Annotated in this window: 11 protein-coding genes, 1 other RNA gene and 1 pseudogene; 9 read left to right on the top strand and 4 right to left on the bottom strand. The window is 54.0% G+C overall.

What is annotated here, in order from left to right:
- Positions 1 to 12 precede the first annotated feature (12 nt).
- The gene (locus tag OGX96_RS14785; protein WP_003026978.1) at positions 13 to 591 is read right to left on the bottom strand and encodes a YecA/YgfB family protein; all 579 of its coding nucleotides are present in this window, start codon (positions 589 to 591) and stop codon (positions 13 to 15) included.
- A 167-nt stretch (positions 592 to 758) separates the two neighbouring features.
- Between OGX96_RS14785 and zapA the strand changes: the two genes are divergently transcribed.
- From zapA to OGX96_RS14770, 3 genes are all read left to right on the top strand, one after another.
- Entirely contained in the window at positions 759 to 1,088 is a 330-nt protein-coding gene (gene zapA / locus OGX96_RS14780; protein WP_003026980.1) for a cell division protein ZapA, read from the top strand.
- A 41-nt stretch (positions 1,089 to 1,129) separates the two neighbouring features.
- Positions 1,130 to 1,313, top strand: a non-coding RNA gene (gene ssrS / locus OGX96_RS14775) — 6S RNA.
- A 19-nt stretch (positions 1,314 to 1,332) separates the two neighbouring features.
- A complete protein-coding gene (locus OGX96_RS14770; RefSeq protein WP_100271935.1) occupies positions 1,333 to 1,929 on the top strand; it encodes a 5-formyltetrahydrofolate cyclo-ligase in 597 nt (198 codons plus the stop codon).
- 118 nt (positions 1,930 to 2,047) lie between these two features.
- Here OGX96_RS14770 and serA read toward each other — a convergent pair whose 3' ends face one another.
- Together serA and rpiA are read right to left on the bottom strand one after the other, a co-directional pair.
- Positions 2,048 to 3,280 (bottom strand): phosphoglycerate dehydrogenase, encoded by a 1,233-nt coding sequence (gene serA, locus OGX96_RS14765; protein ID WP_003825480.1) that lies wholly within the window; start codon positions 3,278 to 3,280, stop codon positions 2,048 to 2,050.
- 271 nt (positions 3,281 to 3,551) lie between these two features.
- Positions 3,552 to 4,211 (bottom strand): ribose-5-phosphate isomerase RpiA, encoded by a 660-nt coding sequence (gene rpiA, locus OGX96_RS14760; RefSeq protein ID WP_003825479.1) that lies wholly within the window; start codon positions 4,209 to 4,211, stop codon positions 3,552 to 3,554.
- A 170-nt stretch (positions 4,212 to 4,381) separates the two neighbouring features.
- Between rpiA and argP the strand changes: the two genes are divergently transcribed.
- The 5 genes from argP (at position 4,382) to scpC (ending at position 10,928) form a co-directional block, all read left to right on the top strand.
- Positions 4,382 to 5,275 carry a DNA-binding transcriptional regulator ArgP gene (argP, locus tag OGX96_RS14755; RefSeq protein ID WP_003825477.1) on the top strand — a complete coding sequence of 298 codons (894 nt, stop codon included), beginning with the start codon at positions 4,382 to 4,384 and terminating at the stop codon, positions 5,273 to 5,275.
- A 233-nt stretch (positions 5,276 to 5,508) separates the two neighbouring features.
- The gene (gene scpA / locus OGX96_RS14750) at positions 5,509 to 7,653 is read left to right on the top strand and encodes a methylmalonyl-CoA mutase (protein WP_286583494.1); all 2,145 of its coding nucleotides are present in this window, start codon (positions 5,509 to 5,511) and stop codon (positions 7,651 to 7,653) included.
- On the top strand, positions 7,646 to 8,641 hold the full coding sequence (gene meaB, locus OGX96_RS14745) for a methylmalonyl Co-A mutase-associated GTPase MeaB (RefSeq protein WP_286583492.1): 996 nt from the start codon (positions 7,646 to 7,648) through the stop codon (positions 8,639 to 8,641). Before scpA ends, meaB begins: the two co-directional genes overlap by 8 nt.
- 10 nt (positions 8,642 to 8,651) lie before the next feature.
- Positions 8,652 to 9,437 (top strand): methylmalonyl-CoA decarboxylase, encoded by a 786-nt coding sequence (gene scpB / locus OGX96_RS14740; protein WP_008785757.1) that lies wholly within the window; start codon positions 8,652 to 8,654, stop codon positions 9,435 to 9,437.
- 24 nt (positions 9,438 to 9,461) lie between these two features.
- On the top strand, positions 9,462 to 10,928 hold the full coding sequence (gene scpC / locus OGX96_RS14735) for a succinyl-CoA:acetate CoA-transferase ScpC (protein ID WP_286583490.1): 1,467 nt from the start codon (positions 9,462 to 9,464) through the stop codon (positions 10,926 to 10,928).
- Here scpC and srsR read toward each other — a convergent pair.
- Positions 10,925 to 11,821, bottom strand: a complete 897-nt coding sequence (gene srsR, locus OGX96_RS14730; protein ID WP_003026999.1) for a LysR family transcriptional regulator SrsR — start codon at positions 11,819 to 11,821, stop codon at positions 10,925 to 10,927. The two genes, scpC and srsR, sit on opposite strands and share 4 nt — an antisense overlap.
- Before the next feature lie 252 nt (positions 11,822 to 12,073).
- Here srsR and OGX96_RS22705 point away from each other — a divergent pair.
- Positions 12,074 to 12,198 (top strand): annotated as a pseudogene (locus OGX96_RS22705) (DUF6531 domain-containing protein); the annotation flags it as partial.

Genomic DNA, 12,198 nt, shown 5'->3' with positions numbered 1-12,198 from the left:
TGCGTTTCGTTCTTAGTGCAGAGTCGGTTTACGGACTTCCGGCGCGGTCGGCTGCTGACGCGTAAACGTGTCATGGCACAGCAAGGCGGCTACGCGCACGTATTCGATGATCTCTTCGAGCGACATTTCCAGCTCTTCCTGATCTTCGTCTTCGTCATATCCCAACTGAGCGATATTGCGCAGGTCGTCAATCGCTTCCCCGGTTTCGCCGGTCACTTTGTCGAGCTTCGGCTGCGTGACGCCAAGGCCCAGTAAAAAGTGGTTTACCCATCCCGCCAGCGCATCGGCGCGATCGAACACGCTGACGTCATCCCCTTCAGGCAGATAAAGCTGAAAAAGGAAGCCATCGTCTTCGAGGGCATCACTGGTGGCTGAGTGCATTTTCAGCAGCGCCTGAGCCAGCTCGTGACCAAAGGCCAGACCTTCGTTCGTCAGGTCGTGCAGCAGCGGCTGCCATGAGCTGTCGTTGTTTCCGCCACAAATCATTCCGCTTATCAAGCCGTGCATTTCGGCCGGGGTTAATCCAGCCCCTTGTTGGTTCAAAAACTGGCTAACTTCGTTGTAACCAGGCATTTCGTTCTGTATAGACATAAGCATTCGTCATCAAAGGGAGGAATATTCATGGTATGCTACCACTTTGGACCCTGGTGGACCAGAAAAGGGCTTGTATCTTGATACCAGGGTAGCTATAGTGTCGCCCCTTCGCGGACCCACGGTCTGGAGACGAAGGCAGCGCAGTCAATCAGCAGGAAGGTGGCATGTCTGCACAACCCGTCGATATCCAAATATTTGGCCGTTCACTGCGAGTGAATTGCCCGCCTGAACAAAGGGATGCGTTGAATCAGGCTGCGGACGATCTCAATCAGCGATTGCAAGATCTGAAAGTTCGCACTAGAGTCACAAATACTGAGCAGTTGGTTTTCATCGCCGCGTTGAACATCAGCTATGAATTAACTCAGGAAAAAGCGAAGACGCGTGAGTACGCGGCGAGCATGGAACAACGTATTCGGATGCTACAACAGACCATCGAACAGGCGTTGCTTGATCAGGGTCGCATAACCGAAAAAACGGGCCAAAACTTTGAATAACACTTTTCGGTTTACTGTGGTAGAGTGACCGTGAAGACAAAATTTCTCTGAGATGTTTGCAAGCGGGCCAGTCCCCTGAGCCGATATTTCATACCACAAGAATGTGGCGCTCCACGGTTGGTGAGCATGCTCGGCCCGTCCGAGAAGCCTTAAAACTGTGACGACGCATTCACCTTGAACCAAGGGTTCAAGGGTTACAGCCTGCGGCGGCATCTCGGAGATTCCCTTCTACCTGGCAACAGCCATGACATTACTTTCAGAACTCCCTTTATCCCGGCATGAAATCCGTCAACTGATTCGGCAGCGTCGTCGCGCGCTTACCTCCGAACAGCAACGACAATACGGTCAGCAAGCCGCAACCCGAATGCTCAGCTTTCCCCCTGTTGTACTCGCTCATACCGTGGCGGTATTCCTCTCGTTCGATGGCGAACTCGATACCCAGCCGCTAATAGATCAGCTGTGGCGAGCGGGCAAGCGCGTCTATCTTCCGGTTCTTCATCCCTTCAGCCCTGGCAACCTGCTGTTCCTGCATTATCATCCGCACAGCGACCTGGTAACCAATCGCTTAAAGATCCAGGAACCACGACTTGATGTACGTGACGTATTGCCGCTCTCACAGCTGGATGTACTGATTACGCCGTTAGTGGCGTTTGATGAGGTCGGGCAACGCCTGGGTATGGGCGGCGGATTTTACGATCGGACGCTTCAAAACTGGCAGCAGCATAAGATCCAGCCCGTAGGCTACGCGCACGATTGTCAGCGAGTGGAAAAGCTACCTGTCGAAGAATGGGATATCCCGCTGCCTGCGGTGGTGACGCCGTCCAAAATCTGGGAGTGGTAGCTTTTTTACCAATTGCGGCAAGGCTCGAAAACAGAATGTATGCGTGACAGGAAGAGATTTTGAGGCCGGGAAATCAGAGGAAAGATGGGCAGGTCATCGCCTGCCCATGTAGAGGAAATCAGTACAGCAGACGAGCGCGAATGGTTCCCGGAAGGGCTTTCATCGCCAGCAGCGCTTTCTCTGCCACATCTTCATCCGCTTCAATATCAATAACCACGTAACCTACCTGTGCGGAAGTCTGCAGATACTGCGCGGCAATGTTGACGCCCTGCTCGGCAAAAATCTGATTCAGCGCAGTCAGTACGCCCGGACGGTTTTCGTGAATGTGCATCAGACGACGACCGCCGTGCAGCGGCAGCGAAACTTCCGGGAAGTTAACAGCAGACAGCGTAGAGCCGTTGTCGGAATACTTGGTCAGTTTCCCAGCCACTTCCAGACCGATGTTTTCCTGTGCTTCCAGCGTTGAACCACCAATGTGCGGCGTCAGGATCACGTTGTCGAAATCACACAGCGGCGAAGTGAAAGGATCGCTGTTGGTTGCCGGCTCGGTTGGGAATACGTCGATTGCTGCCCCTGCCAGGTGCTTGGTCGCTAACGCGTCGCACAGCGCAGGAATATCAACAACTGTACCGCGTGCGGCGTTAATCAGCAGCGCGCCTGGTTTCATCAACGCAATCTCACGCGCGCCCATCAGATTTTTGGTGGAGGCATTTTCCGGGACGTGCAAACTGACCACGTCGCTCATATTGAGCAGGTCGGAAAGATGCTGCACCTGCGTGGCGTTGCCGAGCGGGAGTTTATTTTCAATATCATAGAAATAGACGTGCATCCCCAGCGATTCCGCCAGAATGCCCAGCTGAGTACCAATGTGGCCGTAGCCGATGATCCCCAGTTTTTTGCCACGTGCTTCAAACGAGCCGGTAGCCAGTTTATTCCACACGCCGCGGTGTGCTTTGGCGTTTGCTTCGGGTACGCCGCGTAGCAGCAGCAGCAGTTCGCCAATCACCAGTTCCGCAACGGAACGTGTGTTAGAGAATGGTGCGTTAAACACGGGGATACCGCGCTTTGCCGCAGCGCTGAGATCAACCTGGTTGGTGCCGATACAGAAGCAGCCAATCGCGACCAGTTTCTCTGCGGCGTCAATCACATCTTCAGTCAGATGGGTACGGGATCGCAGGCCAATGAAATGGGCATCACGGATGGACTCTTTCAGTTGTTCAGTGTCCAGAGCGCCTTTATGAAACTCGATGTTGGTATAACCTGCTGCACGAAGGCTTTCGAGCGCTTTTTGATGCACGCCTTCAACCAGCAGAAATTTAATCTTATCTTTCTCCAGTGATACCTTTGCCATTTCCCCGACCCTGTCTTTTTTTGTTCAAACTGATGTGTTGTGTGTGGGATTTTCATCCGTCTCTTCAACATATCAAAAAATAATATTGCGGCAATATGAACGTTTGCGTCGCCGTGCTGAAGAAATGTCATTCAGAGAGAAATGTCAGAGGAAAATACTGGCGATAACTTTTTCTTTGGAGAGATCGGCAGGACAATATTATAAACGTGACACAAGTCACCAAATTTGCCCTGCCAAAATTTTTTTAACGGGAGAAGACACTCCCGTCAGATCATTTTACGATAGTTTTCACGCCGTCTGGCGTACCGATCAGCGCAACATCCGCACCACGGTTGGCAAACAGACCGACGGTTACCACGCCCGGAATCGCATTGATGGCGTTTTCCATCGCGATGGCATCGAGGATCTCCAGACCGTGTACATCAAGGATCACGTTACCATTGTCCGTCACTACGCCCTGACGGTATTCAGGACGACCGCCCAGCTTCACCAACTGGCGAGCCACAGCGCTGCGCGCCATTGGGATCACTTCAACCGGCAGCGGGAAGTTACCGAGAATATCGACTTCTTTGGACGCGTCGGCAATGCAGATAAATTTCTTCGCCACGGAAGCAATAATTTTTTCACGGGTCAACGCAGCGCCGCCGCCCTTGATCATCTGCATGTGGCCGTTGATTTCATCCGCGCCGTCAACGTATACGCCGAGGCTGTCCACTTCGTTAAGATCGAACACGTGGATACCGAGGCTTTTGAGTTTTTCGGTTGAAGCGTCCGAACTGGATACCGCACCTTCAATCTGACCTTTCATTGTGCCCAGCGCATCAATAAAGTGTGCGGCTGTTGAACCTGTACCTACGCCCACAATGGTACCGGGCTGTACATACTGAAGTGCCGCCCATCCTACTGCTTTTTTCAGTTCATCCTGCGTCATGATCGTTTCGCCTGTGGTGTGAATATGGTGGGAAAATTCACGCGCATTATAGAACATTGTGCAGAAAAATGTCCCCACACCCGCTCGCAAGCGGCGGATTTCGTCTTTACCCAACCTAAATTTGTGTCATAGTGCAGAACAAGCAAAATTTTCAGGAGTGCGTCAAAGCAATGAAACGTCCGGACTACAGAACACTACAAGCACTGGATGCGGTTATTCGTGAACGAGGATTTGAGCGCGCGGCGCAAAAGCTGTGCATCACGCAATCCGCGGTTTCACAGCGCATAAAACAGCTTGAGAATATGTTCGGACAACCGCTGCTGGTGCGTACCGTACCACCACGCCCAACCGAACAGGGGCAGAAACTACTGGCGCTTTTGCGTCAGGTTGAACTGCTGGAAGACGAGTGGCTGGGTGATGAACAAACCGGCTCGACGCCGCTGCTGCTCTCACTGGCGGTGAACGCCGACAGTCTGGCGACCTGGTTGCTTCCGGCGCTGGCTCCGGTACTGGCAAATTCGCCGATTCGGCTGAACCTGCAGGTTGAGGATGAAACCCGAACTCAGGAACGTCTGCGTCGTGGTGAAGTGGTCGGTGCGGTGAGTATTCAACATCAGGCGCTGCCAAGCTGTCTGGTGGATAAACTCGGCGCGCTGGACTACCTGTTTGTCGGTTCTAAACCTTTCGCCGAGCGTTATTTCCCTAACGGCGTCACCCGCTCTGCCCTGCTGAAAGCCCCAGCGGTAGCGTTTGACCATCTTGATGATATGCACCAGGCGTTTCTGCAACAAAACTTCGACCTGCCACCGGGCAGCGTGCCGTGCCATATCGTTAACTCGTCTGAAGCCTTTGTTCAATTGGCGCGTCAGGGAACGACCTGCTGCATGATCCCCCACTTGCAGATTGAGAAAGAACTGGAAAGCGGCGAGCTTATCGACTTAACACCGGGCCTGTTCCAGCGCCGGATGCTGTACTGGCACCGTTTTGCACCGGAAAGCCGCATGATGCGCAACGTCACCGATGCGCTGCTGGCCTATGGTCACAACGTACTGCGTCAGGATTAAACCGCTCATAACCTCTGAGTGCCGGATGGTGGCGTAACGCCCTATCCGGCCGACAAGCCTTTTACCCTCTTTTCATGCTATTCCCGCCACGTCTTTGAAATAAATCACAAAATCAAACACGCCACGCGGCAAAAAACGACGCCCTGTTGGCTATTTTTTGCTGGCGACAAGCCAAATGAAAAAGCTCACCGTATTCGCAAAGATTCAACTTATTGCGTAATACGGAGCAAAAAATGGCAAACGTGCAGGAGTGGCAAACACTCGCCAATAAAGAACTCAGTCGACGGGAAAAAACCGTCGAGTCGCTGGAAAGACAGACGGCGGAAGGGATTGCCATCAAGCCGCTGTACACCGAAGCGGACCTCGATAATCTGGAAGTCACGGGCACCCTTCCCGGCCTGCCGCCTTACGTGCGTGGCCCGCGCGCCACCATGTATACCGCGCAGCCGTGGACCATTCGTCAGTACGCCGGTTTCTCTACCGCCAAAGAGTCCAACGCCTTTTACCGCCGCAACCTCGCCGCCGGGCAAAAAGGGCTTTCCGTCGCCTTTGACCTTGCCACCCATCGTGGCTATGACTCTGACAACCCGCGCGTGGCGGGTGACGTCGGCAAAGCGGGCGTGGCGATCGATACCGTCGAAGATATGAAGATACTGTTCGACCAGATCCCGCTGGATAAGATGTCAGTATCGATGACCATGAACGGCGCGGTTCTGCCGGTGCTGGCGTTTTATATCGTCGCTGCAGAAGAACAAGGCGTAACGCCGGAACAACTCACCGGGACCATTCAGAACGATATTCTGAAAGAGTACCTGTGCCGCAACACCTACATTTATCCACCAAAACCGTCCATGCGCATTATCGCCGACATCATCGCCTGGTGCTCCGGCAACATGCCGCGCTTTAACACCATCAGCATCAGCGGCTATCACATGGGTGAAGCCGGAGCGAACTGCGTGCAGCAGGTAGCGTTTACGCTGGCAGACGGTATTGAATACATCAAAGCCGCACTCTCCGCCGGACTGAAAATTGATGACTTCGCCCCGCGCCTGTCGTTCTTCTTCGGCATCGGCATGGATCTGTTTATGAACGTCGCCATGCTGCGCGCGGCGCGCTATTTGTGGAGTGAAGCGGTCAGCAGCTTTGGCGCGACCAACCCGAAATCTCTCGCTCTGCGTACCCACTGCCAGACGTCTGGCTGGAGCCTGACCGAGCAGGATCCATATAACAACGTGGTACGAACCACTATTGAAGCACTCGGCGCTACGCTTGGCGGCACCCAGTCGCTGCATACCAACGCCTTTGATGAAGCACTCGGTCTGCCCACCGATTTCTCCGCCCGTATTGCGCGTAATACGCAAATCATCATTCAGGAAGAATCAGAGATCTGCCGCACCGTTGATCCGCTGGCCGGATCGTATTACGTCGAGTCACTCACCGATCAAATTGTGAAGCAGGCACGCACGATCATCAAACAGATTGACGAGGCAGGCGGCATGGCGAAAGCGATCGAAGCCGGGCTCCCTAAACGGATGATCGAAGAAGCTTCCGCGCGTGAACAGTCGCTGATCGACCAGGGTAAGCGCGTTATCGTCGGCGTCAATAAGTACAAGCTGGATAAAGAAGACGAGACGTCGGTACTGGAGATCGACAACGTGAAGGTGCGCAACGAGCAGATTGCCTCGCTGCAGCATATCCGCACCACCCGCGACAACGATGCCGTTAAAGCCGCGCTCACGGCACTGACCCACGCCGCGCAGCATAATGAAAACCTGCTGGCTGCTGCCGTCAACGCCGCCCGTGTTCGCGCCACGCTGGGTGAAATCTCCGACGCGCTGGAAGTCGCCTTTGACCGGTATCTGGTTCCCAGCCAGTGCGTCACCGGCGTGATTGCGCAAAGCTATCACCAGTCAGACAAATCCGCCGATGAGTTCGATACCATCGTTGCGCAAACCGAACGATTCCTCGCGGAAAATGGCCGCCGCCCGCGTATTCTGATCGCCAAGATGGGTCAGGACGGCCACGATCGCGGCGCGAAGGTAATCGCCAGCGCCTATTCCGATCTCGGTTTCGATGTCGATCTCAGCCCGATGTTCTCCACTCCGGAAGAGATCGCCCGTCTGGCGGTAGAAAACGATGTGCATGTAATAGGCGCATCGTCACTGGCGGCGGGCCATAAAACGCTGATCCCTGAGTTGGTTACCGCACTCAAAAAATGGGGGCGTGAAGATATCTGTGTGGTAGCAGGAGGCGTTATTCCGCCACAGGATTACGCCTTCCTGCACGAGCATGGTGTAGCAGCCATTTATGGCCCCGGAACGCCAATGCTCGACAGCGTCCGCGATGTGTTGACCCGTATCAGTCAGCATCATGATTAACGCTGCCACGCTTGAGGATACCGTCCGCCGCTTACGACTTGGTGAAAGAGCCACACTCGCCCAGGCAATGACGCTGGTCGAAAGCAACCACCCGCGCCACCAGCCGTTAAGTACGCAATTGCTGGACGCGATTATGCCGTTCACCGGTAACGCCCTGCGCTTAGGGATCACCGGCACGCCGGGCGCGGGTAAAAGTACGTTCCTGGAAGCATTCGGTATGCTGCTCATCCGCCACGGATTACGGGTGGCGGTGATCGCCGTCGATCCCAGCAGCCCGGTCAGCGGCGGCAGCATTCTTGGTGATAAGACCCGCATGACGGAGCTTGCCCGCGCAGAATCTGCGTTTATTCGCCCGGTCCCTTCCAGCGGTCATTTAGGCGGCGCCAGCCAGCGCGCACGCGAATTAATGCTGCTGTGCGAAGCAGCTGGCTTTGACGTGGTGATTGTAGAGACCGTCGGCGTTGGACAGTCAGAAACCGAAGTCGCAGGTATGGTGGATTGCTTTATCTCACTGCAAATCGCTGGCGGTGGCGACGATTTACAGGGTATCAAAAAAGGCCTGATGGAAATGGCGGATCTGGTCGTCATCAATAAAGACGACGGCGAGAACCATACCAGCGTTGCGATCGCCCGCCATATGTACGAATCCGCCCTGCACATTTTGCGCCGTAAATATGACGAGTGGCAGCCGCGGGTTCTGACCTGTAGCGCCCTGGAAAAACGCGGTATCGAGGAGGTTTGGCAGGCGATAACCGACTTTAAAACGTGCCTGACCGCCAGCGGTCGACTGGAAAAAGTTCGCCAGCAGCAGGCGGTGGACTGGTTACACCAGCAGGCTGAAGAAGAAGCCCTGCATCTGCTGTTTGCGCGGACTGATTTCGACCGCTATTTCCAGCAGACGCTTCAGGCCGTCAAAAACAATGATCTTTCGCCGCGCACCGGTCTGCGGCACATCAGCGAATTCATTCAGCATCATTACTTTCAATAAAGAGAACATTATGTCTTATCAATACGTCAACGTGGTCATCATCCAGAAAGTCGCGGTTATTGAGTTCAATTACGCCCGCAAGCTCAATGCCCTGAGTAAAGTGTTTATTGACGATCTGATGCAGGCGCTGAGCGATCTCAATCGTGCGGACATTCGCTGCATCATTCTGCGCGCTCCGAGTGGAGCCAAAGTGTTCTCTGCCGGGCATGATATTCATGAACTCCCGACCGGACGTCGCGATCCGCTCTCTTATGACGATCCGCTGCGTCAGATAACCCGTATGATCCAAAAATACCCGAAGCCGGTGATCTCCATGGTCGAAGGCAGCGTCTGGGGCGGCGCGTTTGAGATGATCATGAGTTCCGATCTAATCATTGCAGCCAGTACCTCCACTTTCTCGATGACCCCGGTCAACCTCGGTGTGCCATATAACCTGGTGGGCATCCACAACCTGACCCGCGACGCTGGTTTTCACATCGTGAAAGAGCTGATTTTTACCGCTTCGCCCATCACCGCTCAACGCGCCATGGCGGTCGGGATCCTTAACCATGTCGTGCCCGTCGAGGAACTGGAAGATTTCACTCTGCAAATGGCGCACCACATCTCGGAAAAAGCGCCGCTGGCCATCGCCGTCATCAAAGAAGAACTGCGCGTGCTGGGTGAAGCGCACACCATGAATTCTGATGAGTTCGAGCGTATTCAGGGCATGCGCCGCGCGGTGTACGACAGCGAGGATTATCAGGAAGGGATGAACGCGTTTATGGAAAAACGTAAACCAAATTTTGTTGGCCATTAATCACGTCCGAGGAAGGAGACGGCCATGAAACGGATGAGCGCCGAACAGGCGGCAGAAATTATCCAGCACGATGATATGGTGGCGTTTAGCGGCTTTACCCCTGCGGGTTCACCCAAAGCGTTACCCAGCGCAATTGCCCAACGCGCCTGCGAACGGCATCAGAACGGGCAGCCTTTTCAGATCCGCCTGCTGACCGGAGCATCAATTGGCGCCGCCGCTGATGATGTTCTATCCGCGGCGGATGCCGTTTCCTGGCGTGCGCCTTATCAAACGTCATCGGGCCTGCGCGAGAAAATTAATCAGGGCCAGGTGAGGTTTGTCGATCTCCATTTGAGTGAAGTGGCGCAAATGGTTAATTACGGTTTTTTTGGCGAAATCGATGTTGCCGTCATTGAAGCCTCCGCCATCGCGCCAGATGGCCGGATTTGGCTTTCCAGCGGTATTGGCAATGCACCCACCTGGCTGCTACGGGCGAAAAAGGTGATAATCGAGCTGAATCATTACCATAATCCGCGCGTGGCGGAGTTTGCCGACATCGTAATACCCGGCGCACCGCCGCGGCGTAACAGCGTACCCATTTTTCATACCATGGATCGCGTGGGCAGCCAGTACGTGCAGATAGACCCCAAAAAGGTGGTCGCGGTGGTAGATACCGAACTGCCCGATGCCGGAAATGCGGCGGATAAAACCAATCCGGTCAGCCAGCAAATTGCCGATAACGTCGTCACTTTCCTGCTGGCAGAAATGGCGCACAAACGTATTCCAGCTGAGTTTCTGCCCTTACAAAGCGGCGTGGGCAATATCAACAACGCGGTAATGGCGCGACTGGGCGAGAACCCGGATATCCCGCCCTTTATGATGTATTCGGAGGTGTTGCAGGAGTCGGTGGTGCATCTGCTGGAAACGGGCAAGATAACAGGTGCCAGCGCCTCCAGCCTGACCATTTCAGCCCCTTCGCTACAGAAGATTTACGACAACATGGACTTCTTCGCCAGCCGGATTGTGCTGCGCCCGCAGGAGATCTCCAATAACCCGGAAATCATCCGTCGGCTGGGGGTTATTGCGCTCAACGTCGGCCTGGAGTTTGATATCTACGGCCATGCCAATTCCACGCACGTTGCGGGGGTGAACCTGATGAATGGCATCGGCGGCAGCGGGGATTTCGAGCGCAATGCCTACCTGTCTATCTTTATGGCGCCATCGATTGCCAAAGGCGGGAAAATCTCCACCATCGTACCGATGTGCAGCCATGTCGACCACAGCGAACATAGCGTTAAAGTGATTGTGACCGAACAAGGGATTGCCGATCTGCGTGGGCTATCTCCGATGCAGCGGGCGCACACGATTATCGATAACTGTGCGCACCCTCTTTACCGGGATTATCTGCACCGCTATCTGGAGAAAGCGCCCGGCGGGCATATCCATCACGATCTCAGCCATGCATTCGATCTGCATCGCAACCTTCTCGAGACTGGATCGATGCTCGGTTAACTTGCGCTACCGTCACGATCTTCAGCAATATGCTGGAGCATGGTGGCGGTATAGCGATGATTTTTCAGCGAATAGAGAAACTCCTGCATATACATGGGGCTGCCGGGCGCATCGAAATACTTTAGCGTCGACGGGTTCACCAGCCGCCAGGCGAAATGAGGGATCACCGTCAAAAACTGTCCGCGCTCTACCGCGCTGATCTTGGCCATAAAGCTGTACGGACGGTAGATAATCGTCGGGTTGATCCCGCAGGGCCGCATGTATGCATCCAGCATCGCCTCAAAGTTGGCGCGATTCTGGAAGCGCATTTGCAGCCAGGGCAGCTCGCGCAGCAGATCCTGCGGCTGTTTTTCTTCGTAGCGCCGGGAAACGAGAAACCCCAGACGCAGTGGAGGCAGCTCGCTAATCGCCAGATTCTCCAGTTCCTGGACGCGGGGGGAAACGTGCTGCGGCGAGATAATAAAATCCAGTTTGCGATCGAACAGGTTATCAATCACCCCATTCTCGCTGAATTCAACGGCCTGAGCCGTCACGCCGTCATACTTGTCACCAAGGCTAATCAACTGGTCAAAAATAATCGTTGGGTAGGTATTGTCGATACCGATGACGATTTCCCGCGAGCGGCGAGAGGCGTTATGGATTTCGTTATCAATGGCAGAAAGGCGCTGATAAACGGGAAACAGCTTCTGATACAGCTCCTGTCCGGCTTTATTCAGGCTGATGTTGTTATCTTTGCGGGTAAACAGCGTATAGCCGATTTGATCTTCCAGTGCGGCAATGCTTTTACCGAAAGGCGATGCGGTCATATGTATTTTTTCTGCCGCTCTGGCGATGTTATTGGTTTGCGCCAGCAGAATGAAATTACGCATCTTTTTCGAGATAAAAATATCCATAGCGTCCCCTTAAAAATCGCTATGGCCTATCCTCATTACGGCGAAAAAAAAGACTGCATGTGGGGTCTCATTTTTACAGTTGCTCACAGAAAAAGAAGGAGCGAGCATTAATTATTTGTATAGTTCTCTTTAATTTATTCATCTTATTCTAAACGTTTTCCGAATCTACACTCTACTATTCCCCCTTTACTTTCCCCTCTAGCCTTGCTGGCGTAACCTGCAAATCCTGATGTTTTACAAAAGGATTTGGCGATGAGCGGTGGTAAACCGGCAGCCCGGATGGGCGACATGACGAAGTTCGGCGGCCCGATTGTCCAGGGTGCCATGGGCGTGATAATTGGTGCCCCCACCGGCATCGCCTGCTCTGTCTGTCCCGG

It is taken from the genome of Citrobacter sp. Cpo100, assembly GCF_030332595.1.
Lineage (GTDB): Bacteria > Pseudomonadota > Gammaproteobacteria > Enterobacterales > Enterobacteriaceae > Citrobacter > Citrobacter portucalensis.
Note: the sequence above shows the minus strand (reverse complement) of the source record. Positions and strands in the feature narration are given on the sequence as shown.

Bases quoted from the DNA above. Each gene is read 5' to 3' on its own strand.
- scpC (WP_286583490.1), top strand. From the start codon at position 9,462: ATGAAACGGATGAGCGCCGAACAGGCGGCAGAAATTATCCAGCACGAT.
- serA (WP_003825480.1), bottom strand. From the start codon at position 3,280: ATGGCAAAGGTATCACTGGAGAAAGATAAGATTAAATTTCTGCTGGTT.
- scpA (WP_286583494.1), top strand. From the start codon at position 5,509: ATGGCAAACGTGCAGGAGTGGCAAACACTCGCCAATAAAGAACTCAGT.
- OGX96_RS14785 (WP_003026978.1), bottom strand. From the start codon at position 591: ATGTCTATACAGAACGAAATGCCTGGTTACAACGAAGTTAGCCAGTTT.
- OGX96_RS14770 (WP_100271935.1), top strand. From the start codon at position 1,333: ATGACATTACTTTCAGAACTCCCTTTATCCCGGCATGAAATCCGTCAA.
- rpiA (WP_003825479.1), bottom strand. From the start codon at position 4,211: ATGACGCAGGATGAACTGAAAAAAGCAGTAGGATGGGCGGCACTTCAG.
- srsR (WP_003026999.1), bottom strand. From the start codon at position 11,821: ATGGATATTTTTATCTCGAAAAAGATGCGTAATTTCATTCTGCTGGCG.
- argP (WP_003825477.1), top strand. From the start codon at position 4,382: ATGAAACGTCCGGACTACAGAACACTACAAGCACTGGATGCGGTTATT.
- scpB (WP_008785757.1), top strand. From the start codon at position 8,652: ATGTCTTATCAATACGTCAACGTGGTCATCATCCAGAAAGTCGCGGTT.
- zapA (WP_003026980.1), top strand. From the start codon at position 759: ATGTCTGCACAACCCGTCGATATCCAAATATTTGGCCGTTCACTGCGA.
- meaB (WP_286583492.1), top strand. From the start codon at position 7,646: ATGATTAACGCTGCCACGCTTGAGGATACCGTCCGCCGCTTACGACTT.